We start from the raw sequence: 17,692 nt of genomic DNA on the forward strand, positions 1-17,692 counted from the left end.
GCACCGACCCTAACCGGCGGAGGCCCGGCGCTCTCGGGCACGGGCGTAGCCGACCAGACCCAGGGCGCCGAGGGCGAGCGCCACGAGGACGCCCTCGGGCAGCGTGCCCATCCGCGTCGCGGGGGTCAGGGACGAGCGCAGCGGCACCTCGGCCACCAGCGCGTCCGGGGTGAACATCCTCGTCTGCTGGACGATCTTCCCGTCCGGCTGGATGATCGCGCTGACCCCGCTGGTGACGGGCACGACGACGGCCCTGCTGTGCTCGACGGCCCGTACGCGTGACATCGCCAGCTGCTGGTAGGTCATCTCGCTGCGCCCGAAGGTCGCGTTGTTGCTGGGTACGGAGATGAGCTGGGCACCGTGGGTGACGGTGTCGCGCACCGCCCAGTCGAAGGCCGCCTCGTAGCAGGTCGCGAGCCCGACCTTGGTACCGGCGAGATCGAAGACGCCCACCTTGTTCCCGGGGCCGAAGTCCCGGCGGACCCGGTCGACGTCCGAGCTGAAGAGGCGGACGAAGGAGCGCATCGGGATGTACTCGCCGAACGGCTGGACATGCCGCTTGTCGTACGTCGCGACCGGTCCGCGCTCCGGGTCCCAGGTGATCAGCGTGTTGCGGAGCGGACCGGTCTCGGGCGTCAGCACGGCCCCGATCACGGTCGGTACGCCGATCGCCCGCACGGCCTGGTCGATCACCAGCCGAGCGTCGCCGTTGCGGTACGGGTCGAGGTCCGAGGAGTTCTCCGGCCACAGCACGAAGTCCGGCTGGGCCACCTTGCCCGCGGCGACGTCCCTGGCGAGCTGCTCGGTGCGGTGTGCGTGGTTGTCGAGGACCGCACGGCGCTGGGAGTTGAAGTCCAGGCCGAGGCGCGGCACGTTGCCCTGGACCGCCGCGACGGTCGCGGTGCCGTCCTCGGCGGAGTCGTCGACGAGGGGCAGTGCGGCGAGCGCGGCGGTGACAGGGACGAACACGGTGAGGAAGGCGGCCGCGAGCGGTCCGCGGGGCAGTTCGCCGCTCCTGCGGTGGTCACGGACACGGCGGGCTGTCTCGTACAGACCGAAGCCGCAGAGGACGACCGCGAAGCCGAGGACCGGGGTCCCTCCCACCGCGGCGAGCGGCAGGAACACGCTGTCTGCCTGGCCGAAGGCGATCTTGCCCCAGGGGAAACCGCCGAACGGCACCCGCGCGCGGACCGCCTCGCCCAGGATCCATACGGCCGCGCCCCACACCGGCCACACGGGGAGCCGCGACACGAGCGCGATGCCCACACAGAAGACCGCGACGAAGAAGGCCTCCACGGCGGCGAGCGCGAGCCACGGGACGGCGCCCACCTCCTCGCCCGTCCAGATCAGCAGGGGCAGCAGGAAACCCAGGCCCGAGAGGTACCCGACCCCCAGCGCGGCCCACGGCCGCCGGCCGTGGAGACACCAGCCGAGCAGAGCGAAGCCGGGCAGTACCAGCCACCACAAGGGGCGCGGGGGAAAGCTCAGATAGAGCAGCACGCCGGAGAGCACGGCCGCGGCGGGCCGTGCGAGCCGCCGAAGCAGCCGCCCGGCCCGGTCGTGCGCAGGAGGGACGGGCTGCTTGGTCTCGGCGGGGGTGATGGTGGCGCTCACCTGGCGGAGTCTACGGCGGAACGGAGCTGTCCCGTCAGCCCGGCCGGGCTGCCCGGCAGCGCTCGGACGCCCTCCCACCAGCGCACGGACGCACGATTCCTGTGCAATCCATCCACAAAACACCGCTCTGCCGTTACGGTGTGCGCCAGTGTGGTGGGTGGGGCACGCCACGGGTCGGGGGACGGTATGGCAGCAGCGGCGGACCGGTCGGCCGCGCGCGAACGTTCGATCACGGCAGGTCTCGGGCACTGTGACGAGCCAGGGGATCTCCGGGAGCACGGGGGCGCACCGGATGCGGCCGGCGTGATCCTGCTCGGCTGCTGTGCGGCATGGGCGTTGATCAGCGCGGCGGGTCGGGAGGGGCGCCCCGAGGGGGTGCTGCTGGCCGTGCTGGCCGTCGCGGCCGGCTACGCGTGCGGACGGATCTGCGGATCGCTGCTCCCCGTGGCGGGCACGGCGGTGGCCGCGGCGGGAGCGCTCGCGCTGGCCGTCGCCGAGCAGCACGGCGCGGTGACCGGTCTGGGGCCGGCGCCTTCCGGACACGCGGGGTCGGCGGCGGCGCTGTTGGTGCTGTCGGCCGGAGCGGCCTGCTGCGCCGCCGCGGCCGTACGCCCACCGGCGGCACGCCTGCTGCTGTGGCTTGCCGCCGTCGCGGCGGCCGGCACGGCCCTCGCATGGGGGTCGGCATCGGGCTTCGTGGCGGCGACCGGAGTGATCCTTTGCGCACTGGCAGCGGGCCGCACGCACCGACGGCTGCCGGCGCTCGCCGGTTTCGCGGTGGCGGCCGCGCTGGTGGCCGGGGCGTCCTGGGCGATGGCCGTGGACGCGCTGCCCCGCTGGTTCACCGGCCCGTTCGAGGACCGACTGGGCGCGGACCGGATGCTGCTGTGGCAGGACGCGGCCGACCTCGCGAGGGCGCACCCGGTGCTGGGCGCGGGCCCTGACCGGTTCGGCGAACTGAGCCCCGCCGCGCAGCTGTCGCTGGTTCCCGATGGCACCCCACATTCGGCCGCGCTCCAGCAGGCGGCGGAGCAGGGCCTCGTCGGAGTGCTGCTGCTGGGCGCGCTGCACTGCTGGATGCTCTATGGGCTGTGGCGCTCGCCCCGGCCCACCCCGGTGGTGCTGAATGCGGGTGCCGCGCTGACGGCACTGGCGGCCCTCGCGACCCTGGGCGACGCGCTGAGCCTCACTCCGGTCACGGCGGGGGCGGGGCTGCTGGCGGGCCTGGCCATGGCGCGTCCGGCACCGGAGTCATCCGCGCCGGCCATGGCATGACGTCCGACGGCGGCGCCCGACAAAGACGCCGGTGGCCCCGGCCACGCCAGGCCACGGGCACGGATCGCGCGGGCTTCAAGCCCTGCTCAGACCCCGCCCTGCTCAGACCCCGCCCTGCTCAGACCCCGCCCTGCTCAGACCCCGCCCTGCTCAGATCCCGGCCGTCGTCGTCCCCGCCGAAGCCCCCGGCCGCATATGGTCGCGAATCACTCGTACCGCCGTCTCGGCGTCGTCCACCGTGACCGTGAAGGTGCGGCCGTCGCCGAGCGTGAGCACCATGCCCTCGCCCTTGCGCACGATGACGGCAGTCCCCTTCTCCGGGCGCCAGCGGCAGCCCCAGCCACCCCAGTGGCACGGCGTCACCTTGGGTACGAACTCGGCGCCCACGACCTGCGTGAGCGGGATTCTGCGGCGGGGCACTCCCATATGGCCGCAGCGCACTTCCATGGCGTCCCTGTCGACCCGTACCGCCACATGGACGAAGGCGAGTGTCCCGAAGAGCATCAGCAGCCCGGCCGCGACACAGCCGATGACCGACATCAGCAGGGCGATGACGCCCGATGTCCAGGGAGAGTCGACGGCCAGCTCGATGCCGAGCGCCATGCAGGCCGCGCCGGCCACGGCGAGCACCCACTGGAGGCGGTTCGTCGCACGACCGGTCCAGAGTGCGGGCAGTGGCTCTACGGCCTGCCCCTTGTCACGGGGGTGGTCCGTCATGCTCGCAGCGTACCCACGTTCCGCTCCGTGAGCACTGCCTCGTCCGGGTCTGCCGAGGATGAGGGGAGCAGGTCCCGATCACCGCGCTCGGCCTGGTCGGCGCGGGCATGGACCGCTCCCGGGACCGGTCCCCTCGGCGGGCGCCTCAGTGCGTGGGCGTGACCGGATTCACCGCGCCCAGCAATCTGCCCTCCGCATACGCCTTGGCGGCTGCGGGAAGCTCCGACTCCCGCCCGCTGAGCAGCACCGTCAGCAGGCCGCTCGGCGGGGCGGCAGGCGCGGGAGCTGCGTCGATACGGCGCAGCGCCTGCGCCGCGACGGCACCGGCGGAGCCGTGCAGCACGAGAGGTGCGAGCCCTTCGGGGCGGCCCTCGCAGACGGCGGCGCGGATGCGCTCGGCGACCAGTTCGTAGTGCGTGCAGCCAAGGACGAGCGCGCATGCGTCCGAAGGAGTGAGTGCGGCCGCGGCGGCCACGGTCCGGTCGATGGCGGTCTCGTCCGCCTCCTCCACGGCGTCGGCGAGACCGGGGCACGGCACCTCGGTGACCTCGGCTCCGTCGGCGAAGTCACGGATGAGCCCGCGCTGGTAGGGGCTGCCGGTGGTGGCCGGGGTGGCCCAGATGGCGATGCGGCCGCCGCTCGCCGCCGCGGGCTTGATGGCGGGCACGGTACCGATGACGGGCAGTCCGGGCTCCAGTTCGGCACGCAGTGCGGGCAGCGCGTGGACGGAGGCGGTGTTGCAGGCGACGATCAGCGCGTCGGGGCGGTGTGCCGCCGCGGCCCTGGCCACGGTGAGGGCCCGCTCGGTGACCTCTTCCGGCGTCCGCGGGCCCCATGGCATCCCGTCGGGGTCGCAGGAGAGGACGAGATCCGCGTCCGGCCGAAGCCGGCGCACCGCCGCGGCCGCCGCGAGGAGGCCGATTCCGGAGTCCATGAGCGCGATCTTCACCCGGTTACCCTAGCCGACAGCACTTGCGGTCCCGCCCGTGTGGGGCACACTGCGGCGAATGAGCACCCTTGCGTGGATCGCCCTGGGTTCCCTGGCCGCCTGGCTGTGGCTGCTCCTCGGGCAGGGCTTCTTCTGGCGTACGGACCAGCGGCTGCCCCGGCGTACGGCGCCGGACAGCTGGCCGTCCGTCGTGATCGTCGTACCGGCCAGGGACGAGGCGGCCGTGCTGCCGGAGAGTCTGCCGTCGCTGCTGCGCCAGTCCTATCCGGGCGAGGCCGAGGTGGTCCTCGTCGACGACGGCAGCAAGGACGGTACGGGCGATCTGGCGCGCAAACTGGCCGAGCAGTACGCGGGGCTGCCGCTGACCGTGACCTCGCCGGGCGAACCGGAGCCGGGCTGGACGGGCAAGCTCTGGGCGCTGCGGCACGGCATCGAACTCGCGCGTACCCGCCGCCCCGAGTATCTGCTGCTGACGGATGCCGATATCGCTCATGAGCCGGACAGCCTGTGCGAGCTGGTCGCGGCCGCGAAGACGCAAGGCCTCGATCTGGTGTCGCAGATGGCGCGGTTGCGGGTGGCCACGGGCTGGGAGCGCCTCGTCGTGCCCGCCTTCGTGTACTTCTTCGCCCAGCTCTACCCGTTCCGCTGGATCAACAAGGAGCGGGCGTGGGCGACGGCGGCGGCGGGCGGGTGTGTGCTGCTGCGTACGGACACGGCCCAGCGAGCGTCGATTCCGGACTCGGTGCGCCAGTCGGTGATCGACGACGTGGCGGTCGCGCGGGCGGTGCGCCGGGCCGGCGGCCGGGTCTGGCTGGGCCTCGCGGAGCGGGTGGACAGCGTGCGGCCGTATCCCCGGTTCGCCGATCTGTGGCGGATGGTGTCGCGGTGCGCGTACGCCCAGCTCCGGCACAGTCCGCTGCTGCTGGCCGGGACGGTGGCGGGGCTGGCGGTCGTGTATCTCGCGCCGCCCTTCGCGGTGTACGTCGCGGTGAGGGCGGATGCGCCGGGGGACGCGGTGGCCGGCTGGGTGGGGCTGCTGGCGTGGGCGGTGATGGCGGGGACGTACATCCCGATGCTGCGCTACTACCGGCAGACCCTGTGGCTCGCTCCGCTCCTCCCGTTCACCGCTCTCCTCTATCTGCTGATGACGGTCGACTCGGCGGTGCAGCACTACCGAGGGCGTGGTGCGGCCTGGAAGGGACGTACGTACGCCCGTCCCGAAGCCGCACCCGATCGCTGACGCCAGGCGTAGGTCATTTCCTGCCAGGTGTCCAGTTCATGCCCCACCCATAGGCGTAATCGATGGTGCGCTGGGGGCTCACTCCGCGCTCCGGTACCAGATAGCGCGCCTCGCGCTGGACGATGAGGTCCCCGTTCTGGTTGGTGATCAGGGCGAGGGCACAGACCGTGGAGGGGACGGTGCACTCGTCGAGGGAGAACTCGATGGGCGCGCCGTGCTGCGGTGTGAGGGTGACCGTGGCGTGGAGATCGGCGAAGCTGCGGGCGCCTTCGTAGACGGTGACGAAGATGACGACGCGGCGGAGCTCGTCCTTGCGGTCGAGGTTGATGGTGAGGTTCTCGCCGGTGGCCACGGCTCCGGTGCGGTCGTCGCCGTCGAGATGGATGTACGGGGGCTGGTGGAGCGAGCCGTAGGCGTTGCCGAGGGCCTGGACGACTCCCTTGCGGCCGTCGGTGAGTTCGAAGAGGGCGCACAGGTCGAGGTCGAGATCGGCGTGCATGGCGACGGCCCGGCCCAGCTTGGCGCCCCAGCCCTTGAACTGCTTGCGCACCTCCCAGTTGAGGTTGACCCGCATCGCGCCGGACGTGCCGCCCTGCTTGCTGAGCGAGACGGTCGGCGACTCCTTCGTCAAGGTGACCTTGGTCAGGCGTACGGGCGCGGAAGCAGGCGTGGGGGGAGGGGCGGACGGGGTCACGTGCGCCGGAGCAGCCGTGTGTGCCGGGGGCGCCGGGGTGTAGGCCGGTGCCGCCGGAGCGGGAGGCGTCACGGGGGCGGGCGGTGCCACGGGTGCCTGGGCCGCCGCCTGCTGGGGTTCGTCGACCGTGATGCCGAAGTCGCTCGCGAGGCCTTCGAGTCCGCTGCCGTACCCCTGTCCGACGGCACGGAACTTCCACGCCCCCTGGCGCCGGTAGAGCTCGCCGAGGATGAAGGCGGTCTCGACCGTCGCGTCCTCGCTGTCGTAGCGCGCGATCTCCGTGCCCGCGGCGGCGTCCAGGACGCGTACGTACAGTCCCGGCACCTGACCGAAGCTGCCGCCGTCCGCGGAGGCGGCGACCACGATCCGCTCGATGGCGGGTTCGACGCTCCCCAGATCGACCGTGAGCCGGTCGGTCGTCCCGTCACCGGTGGCGCTCTTGCCCGCGTGGCGCACCGCGCCCGAGGCGTGGTCCGGCTGGTTGTAGAAGACGAAGTCCGCGTCGGAGCGGACCTTTCCCGATCCCGAGTCGAGCAGCAGCGCCGACGCGTCGACGTCCGGCACCCCGCTTCCGGAACGCCATCCCAACTCGACATGAACGTTCAGCGCGGGTACTGGAACATTGGATCCTTTGAGCATGGACATCCTCGCCCCCATCGCGGGTCCTCGTGCCTGCCCGGTGACATGTGTGCGGACAACCTAGCCCCGGCGCCGCCGGAACACCTCGGGCGACCCGTGGGTAACCCCTTCTCAGCTTGCCCTTTACACGATCTAGACGTCTTGGGGCGACCGTTTTTCCCGGGTTCGCTCGGATTGGGGAATCCCAGTCACAAGTAACACGTCAAACAACCCTCTTATCGGGCTCCCCAACCAGCACATCGTGGGCTTAACTTATGTGCCATGACCTCCCCCCGCTCCACCTACGGTGGCGGTTACTACTCCGCGCCGTACTTCCCCGACACCCCGATCTACGACTCCCTCGTCGCTGAGCGGGGCACGCCTCAGATCGCACCGATCCGAGTGCCTTCCGCGTACGAGACCGGCAACAGCTATCTGCCGGCCCTGCCCGCGGCCCTCCCCGCCCTCCCGGCGGCCCCTTCGCACCCCAGCCCCGCCTACGGTTACCCGCAGCCGATGCAGCAGCCCGTTCCGCTGCAGCAGGCGGCGCCGCCGTACATCCCCCAGCAGCCGACCGGCCCGCGCGGCTACCCGGGCGCCCAGCCGCAGCCCATGCCCCGCCCGGCCGCAACCGGGTACGAGGCGATGCGGCCGGCCGCGGCACCGCGTCCGATGCCCACGCCCGCCCCGTACGAGGACCCCTACAACCGTCCGTACCAGGGCGGCGGCTACTGAGCGGCCCCTGAGCGGGCACCGACCCGGACGGGACCGGCCGGAGGTACGAAGCACCTGGCAGGATGGCCGTATGGCGACTCCCGTGCTCCGTTCCCTCCATGTCCACCCGGTCAAATCGGTCGGCGGCCACGCCCTCGCCGAGGCCGCCGTGGAGCCGTGGGGGCTCGCCGGTGACCGACGGTGGATGCTGGTCGACGCCGTGGGCCGAGCCGTCACGCAACGCCAGCAGGCGCGGCTGGCGTTGGCAGCCGCCGAACCGCTGCCGGACGGCGCCGTCCGGCTGTCCGCGCCCGGGCTCGCACCGCTGACCGTGGCCGTGCCCGAGCCGTCGGGCACGACAACGGTGGAGATCTTCGGGGACAAGGTGGAGGCGGTGCCCGCCGGCGCCGCCCCCGCCGACTGGTTCAGCGCGTTCCTGGACGTCCCGGTCCGCCTCGTACACCTCGACGACCCGGCGTACCGCCGCCCCGTCGATCCGGACTACGCGCTGCCCGGCGAGACCGTCTCCTTCGCGGACGGCTATCCGCTGCTCGTCACCTCCGCATCCTCGCTCGACGCGCTGAACTCGCTGATCGCGCAGGGCGACCATCCCGACGAGGGCCCGCTGCCCATGAACCGCTTCCGCCCGAATCTCGTCGTGGACGGCACCGCTCCCTGGGCCGAGGACGACTGGACGCGCATCGCGGTGGGCGAGGTGAGCTTCCGGGTGGCCAAACCGTGTGGCCGCTGCGTCATCACCACCACCGACCAGACCACGGCCGAGCGCGGCAAGGAGCCCCTGCGCACCCTCGCGCGGCACCGCCGCTTCGGGGACCGGCTGGTCTTCGGCCAGAACCTCGTGCCTGAGCACACCGGCACCGTCCGCGTCGGCGACCCGGTGCGCATTCTGGGCTGACAGCCCCGGCCACCCACGGCAACCCGTTCCGCGTCCTCGTCCGCGTCCCCATGCGTATACGGATACGCATACGCATCAATCGACTTCTCCGGGGAACCCGCCGCGCAGGCCCACTCGTTGGGAGAGCGATCACGTGTGATTGCTCTCTCTTCGCGGAACATGCGCGTGAGCCGTGCCGTAGGAGGCTACGACGGACACGGAAGGGGGTGCGAAGCGATGCGAGCGATCTCGGGGCTCTGGCGTTGGCGGCACAATCCTCTGCGCCGTACGACCGATCTCGTCGAGGCATGGGTGGCCTGCGCCGCCGTGCTGCTGATGACCCTCGCCGTGCCGACCACCGGCTGGATCTGCGGCGCCCTGACCGACGACGCGCTGCGGGAGTCGGCGCGGGCGCAGGCCGCCCAACGGCAGCCGACGACGGCCCGCGTGCTGCGCGCGGCACCCGCGCGGCAGAGCTCCGCCGGCGATCCGGAAGGCGCGGTGGAGAACAGGGTCCGAAGAACGGTGGTCGCCGAGTGGACGGCCCCGGACGGCGGCAGCCGAAGCGGCACGCTGGCCACCGGGGTACGCACGGCCGACCCCGGGGACACCTTCCCGATCTGGACGGACGAACGCGGCAATCCCGTGTCCCGCCCGATCGACCGGGACACCGCGCGGGCGCATGCCGTGGTCGCCGGACTCGGCGCGGCCCTCCTGGCGGCAGGCCTGGTCGAGGGCGGCAGACGGCTGATCGTATGGCGGCTGATGCGGCGACGGTACGCCGACCTCGACCGCGCGTGGGCGAAATCCGGTCCCGACTGGGGCCGTACGGGCGCGGGCAGCTGACCGGTCAACTCGCGCTCGCCGCGCGCGCTACGGTGGTGCGACGCGCGGCACAGCACGCGACCGACGCACGAGGTGGGGGCAGAGCAGCACCATGGCACAGGGCACGGTCCAGGTGACGCACACCGGCACGTCGCGGTGGCGGCGCCGCACGGGCGAGTACGCCTCCCTCGCCGCGGCCCTGGAGGCCGCGGGCGACGGCGACATCCTCACCGTCGCACCCGGCACGTACCGGGAGAACCTGGTGGTGCGGCGTGCCGTGACCCTGCGCGGGACCGAAGGATCGGCCGGTTCGGTGCGGATCGCCCCGGCCGAGGGCGTGCCGCTGACGGTGCGTGCCTCGGCGACCGTGCAGGACCTGCAGATCGAGGGTCAGGACACGACGGCGCCCGCGCTGCTCGTCGAGGACGGTTCGCCGGAGCTGGCCGATCTGCGGATCGTCACACGCTCGGCGGCGGGTATCGAGGTCCGCGGTGCGGCCCGGCCGACCGTGCGGCGCTGCACCGTGGACAATCCGGCCGGCGTCGGGATCGGTGTACTGGACGGCGCGGGCGGCGTGTTCGAGGACTGCGAGGTGGTCGCGGCCGGACAGTCCGGAGTGTCGGTGCGCGGCGGCGCCCATCCACGGCTGGAGCGCTGCCGGGTGCACCACACGTCGGGCTCCGGGCTGAGCGTCACCGGCGAGGGCAGCTCCCTGGAGGCGCTCGGCTGCGAGGTGTACGAGATCAAGGGCGCGGGCATGCAGATCGCGTCGCGGGCGACGGCCCATCTGACGGACTCGCGAGTGCACCGCACCTCCTCCGACGGCATCACGCTCGACACGGACGCGGTACTCACGCTCGCCGACTGCGACATCCACGACGTTCCCGAGAACGCGGTGGATCTGCGGTCGCGTTCGGTGCTCACCCTCACCCGCTCCACGGTGCGGAGGTTCGGCCGCAACGGACTGTCGGTGTGGGATCCGGGCACCCGGGTGGACGCCAACCAGTGCGAGATCCACGAGAGTACGGGTGACTATCCGGCGGTGTGGGTCAGCGACGGGGCGACCGCCGTGCTCGACTCCTGCCGGGTGCACAACGTCCCGGACGCCCTGTTCGTCCTGGACCGCGGCTCGCGTGCCGATGTCGTCGACAGCGACCTGTCCCAGGTGCGCAACACGGCCGTGTCGGTCAGCGACGGCGCCACCGCCCAGCTCGACGACTGCCGTATCCGGGAGGCCTCCACAGGTGCCTGGTTCCGTGACCACGGCAGCGGAGGCACGCTCAACAACTGCACGATCGACGGCGCCCAGACGGGTGTCATCGTCACCAAGGGCGCCGACCCGGCGATCGAACGGTGCACGGTGAGCTCGCCCGCGGAGGCCGGCTTCTACGTATCGGCCGAGGGGCGCGGCTCCTTCCACGGCTGCCAGGTGACGGGCAGCGGCGGCTACGGTTTCCATGTGATGGACGGCTGCCGTACGACGCTGACGCGCTGCCGCACCGAGCGGTGCGCGCGGGGGGGTTACGAGTACCCCGAGGACGGCACCGTCATGGAGGACTGCACCAGCGACGAGAGCGGTGTGCGCGCCCTGCCCACGCAGAGTCCGGCCGTGGTCACCGTCGCCCAGACACCCGGACTGCTGTCCATGATCCCGGGCCAGCGCACCGCCGAGCCCGAACCCGGCGACCTGCCCGCGGCCCCGCCGGCCGCGCCGGCTCCGGCTGCCCGGACGTCGGACGCGGTCCTCGGTGAACTGGACGCCCTGGTGGGCCTGGAGAGCGTCAAGCGCGAGGTGCGCACGCTCACGAACATGATCGAGGTCGGAAGGCGCCGCCAGGAGGCGGGCCTCAAGGCGGCGTCGGTGCGGCGCCATCTGGTCTTCACCGGCTCTCCCGGCACCGGCAAGACGACGGTGGCACGGCTGTACGGCGAGATCCTGGCGTCGCTCGGGGTGCTGGAGCGCGGGCACCTGGTCGAGGTGTCCCGGGTCGACCTGGTCGGCGAGCACATCGGCTCGACCGCGATCCGTACGCAGGAGGCGTTCGACCGGGCACGCGGCGGGGTGCTGTTCATCGACGAGGCCTACGCCCTGTCCCCCGAGGACTCGGGGCGTGACTTCGGCCGGGAGGCCATAGACACCCTGGTGAAGCTGATGGAGGACCACCGGGACGCGGTGGTGGTCATCGTCGCGGGGTACACGGCGGAGATGGAACGGTTCCTGTCGGTCAACCCCGGTGTGGCGTCCCGCTTCTCACGGACGATCACCTTCAGTGACTATGTGCCCGACGAGCTGCTGCGGATCGTGGAGCAGCAGGCGGAGGAGCACGAGTACAGGCTGGGCGAGGGCACGGCCGAGGCGCTGCTGAAGTACTTCACGGCGCTGCCCAAGGGGCCGGCGTTCGGCAACGGCCGGACCGCGCGCCAGACCTTCGAGTCGATGGTCGAGCGGCACGCGGGCCGGGTCGCCGAGTTCGCCGAGGTGAGCACGGACGATCTGACGCTGCTCTACCCGGACGATCTGCCCGAACTGCCCTGAGGCGTGGCGGACTCGTCCCGCTGGCGTGGCAGCGCGGGCGGCAGCCGGTCGAGCAGTTCTTCGCGCTCCTCGGCGAACACCGGATCGGCCTGGTAGTCGGAGTGTCCGAGGACGGGCTCCGGCAACGGGTGGGTGTCCGTACGCCCGTACACCATGGGGTCCTTGAGCGCTTCCCGGTCGACCTGGGGCTTTCCGTCCTCGGCGGGGACGCGCACGGGACCGCCGATCGGGTCGGTGTGCCGCCACAGATTGCGCCAGCAGTGCAGCTCCCCGTCGAGAGCGCGCAGTTGGGCGGGTCCGAAGTAGGCGGGGAACCAGCGGCCGTACAGCCGCTCCAGCGGTGAGCCGTAGGTGAGCAGCGCGACACGGCGGCGGGTGGCGGCCGGGAGCTGCCAGACGGCGGCGGCGGCCAGCACACTGCCCTGGGAGTGACCGGAGATGACGAGTCGTCCGCCGGTGTTCGCGGTCCATGACGCCATGCGCCAGGTGAGGTCGGGGACGGCGCGCTCGGCGTAGCAGGGCGGTGCGAAGGGGTGCGCGGCACGGGGCCAGAACGTGCCGACGTCCCAGAGGATGCCGATGGTGCGCCGGGCGGACGCGTCGCGGTACGCGCGCCGGCCCCAGGTGACGAAGAGGATGAAGCCGAGTCCGATCAGCCAGGAGCCGAGTGTCTGGGCGACGTCGACGGCGGCCTCCACGACCGGGTGGGCCTTGTCGAAGGCCACCACGGGCACCTCGCCGCTGACCCGGGCACCGGCCACGGCTCCGGCCCCGAGCAGCAGGGTGGCCGTGCAGAGGATGCCGAGGAGGGCGGGTGCGGCGTCGGTGAGGCCGGCCCGCGCGCGGGTCCCGGCGATCCGGCGGGTACGCACCGGGTCGGGCCGTTCCCCGGGATAGTCCGCCTCGACACGGCCCGCGAGGTCCCGGGCGGTGCGCCAGGTCCGTACGCCGAGGACACCGAGCGGTACGAGGAGCAGAAGCAGCAGCACGGGAATGACGGACGCCTGCCAGCTGAGGAGCACCGGCGGGCCGGTGATCGGCCCCTCCCCCACGCCGGGGGTGCCGGGCCCGTCCAGCCAGTCGGCGACGCGCTGGGCGACTCCGCCCGTCATGACGCCACCCAGGGCGCAGGCGAGCAGGGCGACGGCGGGACCGCCCATGCCGTACAGGGCGGTACGGGCGTGCCGCGCACGGCGGTGGAGGAGGTGCGCGGCGACGGCGAGCACGACGACGAGGGCGCCCTGGGCGAGGGTGAGGACCTGGAAGGCGGTGTCGCCGGGGAGCGTGCCGTGGGAGAGCCAGCCGGGCCGTGACCAGGACGCGTACAGCATCGAGAGGGCGAGCAGGACCAGGGAGCCGCCGGGGAGCCAGGTGATGACGGCGCGGTCGATCCGGTTGTCGAGGACGTTCTCGCTGCGTCCGCGACGGAACACGACGGCGACGACGAACACGCCCATGACGGCGAGGACCGACTCCAGGGCCCAGCCGGCGACTTCGAGGGCGGGGACGTCGGCGCCGCGGTCGTGGCGCGCGGCCGCACCGGCCACCGCGGCCGCGATGACGAGGAACCCGGCGGCGGTGTGGGCGGCACGCAGCCGCGCGACCAGACGGCGGCCGTACCAGAACCCGGGCCGCCCGAGCGCGGGGCGGAGCGTCTCCTGCTGCTCCGGCCCCGCGGCGGCCCAGGGCTGTGCGGTCGTCGTGATGTTCGGCGGCCGCTGGGCCTCGTAGGCGCTCCAGGTGCGGTTGGACAGGTACCAGAGCAGGCCCATCAGCGCGGCAGGCAGCAGCGCCGCGAGCGAGAGGCGCCGGCCGGGCTGGGACCACCAGCCGTCGTTCGCGGCGGAGAGGAACCCGATCCAGGAACTGTCGCCGGAACAGCGGGCCGAGCCCGCGCACTGCCAGGCCGTCAGATCGAGGGCGACCTCGCAGGCGGCCGCGACGAGCAGGACCGTCAGGCTGAGCGCGATGAGGCGGACCAGCATCCCGTACAGCCGTACCGTCCGGGACCGGCCTCGGGCCGTGGGACGCATCCAGTGGGCCAGGTTGACGACCATGAAGGGCAGGAGCAGCAGCCACAGCGCCCGGGCGCCGTTGCCGGAGGTCAGGTTGGACCAGCAGTAGGCCTCGGGGACAGGTCCGTCCTCGTAGCGCTCGGGGTGCTGTTCGGCATCGGCGTCGTCGGTGCGCCGGTACACGGCGGCGGTCGTGTCCCCGGTGATCCGGACCGTACGGGGATCGCCGAGCATGTCCTGCGGAGTGGCTCCGCCGACGCCGTGAACCAGCAGTTCCAGCGCGGCGCCGCCGCGCCGGGGCGCGGGGTCCGGGGTGGCAGGGGGCACTTCTGCGACTCGCTCTCTGATGGGAGGATCTACGGCGCGCGACCAGAATCCCGGACAGAATCCCGGATCACGGCCACCGCCGCAGGGCTCTCACGTAATCTCCCCCCTGCTCGGGTGAAGCCACCGTGGGAGGATGAGAATCCTCCGTGAACAGCGGTGACATGGCGACAGCGAAACGGAAGGACCGGCCCCGGCGGTGAGCGACAATCACAACCTCCTCGCGGAGCAGCGGCGTGCCCTGATCCTCGACGAGGTGCGGCGGCGTGGTGGGGTGCGCGTCAATGAACTCACGCGCAGGCTGAACGTCTCCGACATGACGGTGCGCCGTGATCTGGACGCACTCGCCCGGCAGGGCGTCATCGAGAAGGTGCACGGCGGTGCGGTGCCGGTGGCCGAGGCGAGTACGCACGAGCCGGGCTTCGAGGCCAAGTCGTCGCTGGAGCTGAACGCCAAGGAGGACATCGCGCGGGCGGCCGCCGCGATGGCCGTTCCGGGGAGCGCGATCGCCCTGTCGGGTGGTACGACGACGTACGCGCTGGCGCACCATCTCGTCGACGTGCCCGATCTGACGGTGGTCACCAACTCGGTGCGGGTCGCCGATGTGTTCCACACGGAACAGCGGGCGACCACGACGGCCGGTCAGCGTCCGGGCGCCGCGACGGTGGTCCTCACGGGCGGCGTTCGCACGCCGTCCGACTCGCTCGTCGGCCCGGTCGCCGACCAGGCGATCCGCTCGCTGCACTTCGATGTGCTGTTCCTCGGAGTGCACGGCATCTCGGTCGAGGCGGGCCTGTCGACACCGAATCTGGCGGAGGCGGAGACGAACCGGCGGTTCGTCCGCTCGGCCCGCCGGGTCGTGGTGGTGGCCGACCACACCAAGTGGGGGACGGTCGGGCTGAGTTCGTTCGCCCGGCTCGAAGAGGTGGACACGCTGGTGACGGACGCGGGGCTGCCGGCGGAGGCGCGCGAGGAGATCGCGGAGCACCTGACGCATCTGGTGGTCGCCGGGGAGACGGCCGAGGCGGGCGAGGCGGCCGCGCCCCAGCGATGACGGTCTTCCGGGTGGTGCGTACGACGCCGTTGCCGGCCCCGGAGGCATGGCGGCGGCTCACCGACTGGTCCGCGCACTCGGGGCAGGTGCCACTGACCCGGATCTCGGTGCCGGCGCCGGGGCCCACGGGCGAGGGCACCCGGTTCGTGGCCCGTACGGGTGTGGGGCGCCTGGGTTTCGACGATCCGATGGAGGTCGTTCGCTGGGAGCCGCCGCGCGCCGGGCGGCCGGGACACTGCCGGCTGGAGAAACGCGGCGCGGTCGTGCGGGGCTGGGCGGAGATCGAGGTGCGGCAGGGGCCCGACGGGACCCGGGTGGTCTGGACGGAGGATCTGCGGGTGCGGGGGCTGCCGCGCGTGGCGGGTCCGGCACTGGCGAGGGTCGCCCGGCGGGTGTTCGGCCGGGTGGTGGACGGTCTGCTCAATGGAGCTGCGCCGGCCGCACGGTAGTGCCCATCGGGACCTGCACGGAGGTCCCCATCCGATGGCGTGCCGGTTATCGTGTGCGGGCCCCTGCCCGGCTGTCCCCGGAGGTACAGGTCATGACGCACCGACTCAGGCCCGTGGAGCTCGACTTCGCCGAGTCAGCCCCGCTGCGACTCGTCTTCACCGCGGAGGTGCGCGCCAGCCCCGCGGCCGTGTACGGCGCGCTCGCGGAGGACGTCGAGGGCTGGCCCGGCTGGTTCACGGCCATCACCTCGGCCCGGCCGACCCGAGGCGGCGCGGGCAGGGAGGTGCGGCTGCGCGGCGGCACGCGCTTCGTGGAGACGATCATGAGCAGGGAACCCGGTGAGCGGTACGCGTACCGCGTGGACGAGACCAACGCCCCGGGCGTCCGGGCCATGCTGGAGGAGTGGCGTCTCACGCCGGCGGAGTCCGGTACCCGGGTGCAGTGGACGATGGCGGTCGACGGGCCCGCCCCGCTGCGGTTCGTCATGGGTCTGGCACGGCCCGGTCTGGGCCGTGCGTTCCGTGACGCCGTCCGCAGCCTCGACCGCCGCCTCGCCTCGGCCACGGCCTGAGTCAGTCCGGCCAGACTCCGGTGCGCAGGAACTCCTCCAGCGTGGCGGCGTACGGGGCGATGTCAAGGCCCTGTCCGGCCAGCCAGTCGTCGGAGTAGTACTTGTCCAGGTAGCGGTCGCCCGGGTCGCAGATGAGGGTGACGACGCTGCCCTGCTCGCCCGCCGCCACCATCTCCGCGACGATCTTCAGCGCGCTCCACAGCCCTGTGCCGGTGGAGCCGCCGGCCTTGCGGCCGATGGCCTGCTCCAGGGCCCGGACGGCGGCGACGGTCGCCGCGTCGGGCACCTTCATCATGCGGTCGATGGCCCCGGTCACGAAGCTCGGCTCCATCCGCGGCCGCCCGATGCCCTCGATCCGCGAGCCGCAGTCACTGGTGGCCAGCGGATCGCCCTGCGTCCAGCCCTCGAAGAAGCAGGAGTTCTCGGGGTCGGGGACACACACCCTGGTGTCGTGCTGCATGTAGTGGACGTACCGGGCGATGGTCGCCGACGTGCCGCCCGTGCCCGCCGTGGCGACGATCCACGCGGGCTCCGGGTAGCGCTCCAACCTCAGCTGCTGGTAGATCGATTCGGCGATGTTGTTGTTGCCGCGCCAGTCGGTGGCCCGCTCGGCGTAGGTGAACTGGTCCATGTAGTGGCCGCCGGTCCGCGCGGCGAGCGTGGCGGACTCCTCGTACATCTTCCGCGAGTCGTCCACGAAGTGGCAGCTGCCGCCGTGGAATTCGATGAGGCGGCACTTCTCCGCGCTGGTGGTGCGCGGCATCACGGCGATGAAGGGCACACCGATGAGCTTCGCGAAGTACGCCTCGGAGACGGCGGTCGAGCCGCTGGAGGCCTCGATGACCGGCTTGCCCGGGCGGATCCAGCCGTTGCAGAGCCCGTAGAGGAACAGCGAACGCGCGAGCCGGTGCTTGAGGCTGCCGGTGGGGTGGGTGGACTCGTCCTTGAGATAGAGGTCGATCCCCCACGGCTCGGGCAGCGGGAAGCGCAGCAGATGGGTGTCGGCCGAGCGGTTCGCGTCGGCCTGCACCTTGCGTACGGCCTCTTTCAGCCATGCTCGGTACTGGGGATCGCTCCGGTCCACATCAATGGTGTCCCTCGCCTCGTACGTGGTCATGCGCCCCGCTCCTCACTGTGGAAGTCACCGCACCCCACTGCCCACCATAAGCCCCTCACCTGCACAAACGTTCACTTTGGGATT

At 72.4% G+C, this 17,692-nt stretch carries 15 protein-coding genes; 9 read left to right on the forward strand and 6 right to left on the reverse strand.

The window, feature by feature from the left end:
- Positions 1–9: 9 nt before the first annotated feature.
- Complete coding sequence (lnt, locus tag OG766_RS03570; protein WP_328724542.1) at positions 10–1,614, reverse strand: apolipoprotein N-acyltransferase; 1,605 nt, start codon at positions 1,612–1,614, stop codon at positions 10–12.
- Positions 1,615–1,800: 186 nt separating this feature from the next.
- Between lnt and OG766_RS03575 the strand changes: the two genes are divergently transcribed.
- A complete protein-coding gene (locus OG766_RS03575; RefSeq protein WP_328724543.1) occupies positions 1,801–2,889 on the forward strand; it encodes an O-antigen ligase family protein in 1,089 nt (362 codons plus the stop codon).
- Between the two features lie 150 nt (positions 2,890–3,039).
- Here OG766_RS03575 and OG766_RS03580 read toward each other — a convergent pair whose 3' ends face one another.
- Positions 3,040–3,606: a hypothetical protein gene (locus OG766_RS03580; RefSeq protein WP_266376422.1), complete on the reverse strand. Its 567-nt coding sequence runs from the start codon at positions 3,604–3,606 to the stop codon at positions 3,040–3,042.
- A 145-nt stretch (positions 3,607–3,751) separates the two neighbouring features.
- Positions 3,752–4,555, reverse strand: a complete 804-nt coding sequence (locus OG766_RS03585) for a glutamate racemase (RefSeq protein ID WP_328724544.1) — start codon at positions 4,553–4,555, stop codon at positions 3,752–3,754.
- Between the two features lie 58 nt (positions 4,556–4,613).
- Here OG766_RS03585 and OG766_RS03590 point away from each other — a divergent pair, with 58 nt between their 5' ends.
- A complete protein-coding gene (locus tag OG766_RS03590) occupies positions 4,614–5,795 on the forward strand; it encodes a glycosyltransferase (protein WP_328724545.1) in 1,182 nt (393 codons plus the stop codon).
- 13 nt (positions 5,796–5,808) lie between these two features.
- Here OG766_RS03590 and OG766_RS03595 read toward each other — a convergent pair whose 3' ends face one another.
- Positions 5,809–7,146, reverse strand: coding sequence for a TerD family protein (locus OG766_RS03595; RefSeq protein WP_266376416.1), 1,338 nt, complete (start codon positions 7,144–7,146; stop codon positions 5,809–5,811).
- Between the two features lie 243 nt (positions 7,147–7,389).
- On the opposite strand from OG766_RS03595, the gene OG766_RS03600 reads away from it, so the two are divergent.
- The 4 genes from OG766_RS03600 to OG766_RS03615 all read left to right on the forward strand — a co-directional run bounded on the left by OG766_RS03600 (position 7,390) and on the right by OG766_RS03615 (position 12,077).
- Positions 7,390–7,842 (forward strand): DUF6643 family protein, encoded by a 453-nt coding sequence (locus tag OG766_RS03600; protein WP_266376414.1) that lies wholly within the window; start codon positions 7,390–7,392, stop codon positions 7,840–7,842.
- A gap of 70 nt (positions 7,843–7,912) precedes the next feature.
- The gene (locus OG766_RS03605) at positions 7,913–8,737 is read left to right on the forward strand and encodes an MOSC domain-containing protein (RefSeq protein WP_328724546.1); all 825 of its coding nucleotides are present in this window, start codon (positions 7,913–7,915) and stop codon (positions 8,735–8,737) included.
- Between the two features lie 216 nt (positions 8,738–8,953).
- Complete coding sequence (locus tag OG766_RS03610) at positions 8,954–9,562, forward strand: Rv1733c family protein (protein WP_328724547.1); 609 nt, start codon at positions 8,954–8,956, stop codon at positions 9,560–9,562.
- Positions 9,563–9,653: 91 nt separating this feature from the next.
- On the forward strand, positions 9,654–12,077 hold the full coding sequence (locus OG766_RS03615) for a right-handed parallel beta-helix repeat-containing protein (RefSeq protein ID WP_328724548.1): 2,424 nt from the start codon (positions 9,654–9,656) through the stop codon (positions 12,075–12,077).
- Here OG766_RS03615 and OG766_RS03620 read toward each other — a convergent pair.
- The gene (locus OG766_RS03620) at positions 12,047–14,419 is read right to left on the reverse strand and encodes a hypothetical protein (protein ID WP_266376409.1); all 2,373 of its coding nucleotides are present in this window, start codon (positions 14,417–14,419) and stop codon (positions 12,047–12,049) included. The two genes, OG766_RS03615 and OG766_RS03620, sit on opposite strands and share 31 nt — an antisense overlap.
- 196 nt (positions 14,420–14,615) lie before the next feature.
- Between OG766_RS03620 and OG766_RS03625 the strand changes: the two genes are divergently transcribed.
- The 3 genes from OG766_RS03625 to OG766_RS03635 all read left to right on the forward strand — a co-directional run bounded on the left by OG766_RS03625 (position 14,616) and on the right by OG766_RS03635 (position 16,491).
- The gene (locus tag OG766_RS03625) at positions 14,616–15,470 is read left to right on the forward strand and encodes a DeoR/GlpR family DNA-binding transcription regulator (protein ID WP_328724549.1); all 855 of its coding nucleotides are present in this window, start codon (positions 14,616–14,618) and stop codon (positions 15,468–15,470) included.
- Positions 15,467–15,919 (forward strand): SRPBCC family protein, encoded by a 453-nt coding sequence (locus tag OG766_RS03630; protein ID WP_266376407.1) that lies wholly within the window; start codon positions 15,467–15,469, stop codon positions 15,917–15,919. Before OG766_RS03625 ends, OG766_RS03630 begins: the two co-directional genes overlap by 4 nt.
- A 92-nt stretch (positions 15,920–16,011) precedes the next feature.
- Positions 16,012–16,491, forward strand: a complete 480-nt coding sequence (locus OG766_RS03635) for an SRPBCC family protein (RefSeq protein ID WP_266376405.1) — start codon at positions 16,012–16,014, stop codon at positions 16,489–16,491.
- 1 nt (position 16,492) lies between these two features.
- On the opposite strand, the gene OG766_RS03640 is transcribed toward OG766_RS03635, so the two are convergent.
- On the reverse strand, positions 16,493–17,608 hold the full coding sequence (locus tag OG766_RS03640; RefSeq protein WP_328724550.1) for a PLP-dependent cysteine synthase family protein: 1,116 nt from the start codon (positions 17,606–17,608) through the stop codon (positions 16,493–16,495).
- Positions 17,609–17,692 lie beyond the last annotated feature (84 nt).

Source organism: Streptomyces sp. NBC_00259 (genome assembly GCF_036181745.1).
In the GTDB taxonomy this organism is placed as follows: Bacteria; Actinomycetota; Actinomycetes; order Streptomycetales; family Streptomycetaceae; genus Streptomyces; species Streptomyces pratisoli.

Bases quoted from the DNA above. Each gene is read 5' to 3' on its own strand.
- OG766_RS03590 (WP_328724545.1), top strand. From the start codon at position 4,614: ATGAGCACCCTTGCGTGGATCGCCCTGGGTTCCCTGGCCGCCTGGCTG.
- OG766_RS03580 (WP_266376422.1), bottom strand. From the start codon at position 3,606: ATGACGGACCACCCCCGTGACAAGGGGCAGGCCGTAGAGCCACTGCCC.
- OG766_RS03575 (WP_328724543.1), top strand. From the start codon at position 1,801: ATGGCAGCAGCGGCGGACCGGTCGGCCGCGCGCGAACGTTCGATCACG.
- OG766_RS03600 (WP_266376414.1), top strand. From the start codon at position 7,390: ATGACCTCCCCCCGCTCCACCTACGGTGGCGGTTACTACTCCGCGCCG.
- OG766_RS03615 (WP_328724548.1), top strand. From the start codon at position 9,654: ATGGCACAGGGCACGGTCCAGGTGACGCACACCGGCACGTCGCGGTGG.
- OG766_RS03630 (WP_266376407.1), top strand. From the start codon at position 15,467: ATGACGGTCTTCCGGGTGGTGCGTACGACGCCGTTGCCGGCCCCGGAG.
- OG766_RS03595 (WP_266376416.1), bottom strand. From the start codon at position 7,146: ATGGGGGCGAGGATGTCCATGCTCAAAGGATCCAATGTTCCAGTACCC.
- OG766_RS03635 (WP_266376405.1), top strand. From the start codon at position 16,012: ATGACGCACCGACTCAGGCCCGTGGAGCTCGACTTCGCCGAGTCAGCC.
- OG766_RS03610 (WP_328724547.1), top strand. From the start codon at position 8,954: ATGCGAGCGATCTCGGGGCTCTGGCGTTGGCGGCACAATCCTCTGCGC.
- OG766_RS03605 (WP_328724546.1), top strand. From the start codon at position 7,913: ATGGCGACTCCCGTGCTCCGTTCCCTCCATGTCCACCCGGTCAAATCG.
- OG766_RS03640 (WP_328724550.1), bottom strand. From the start codon at position 17,608: ATGACCACGTACGAGGCGAGGGACACCATTGATGTGGACCGGAGCGAT.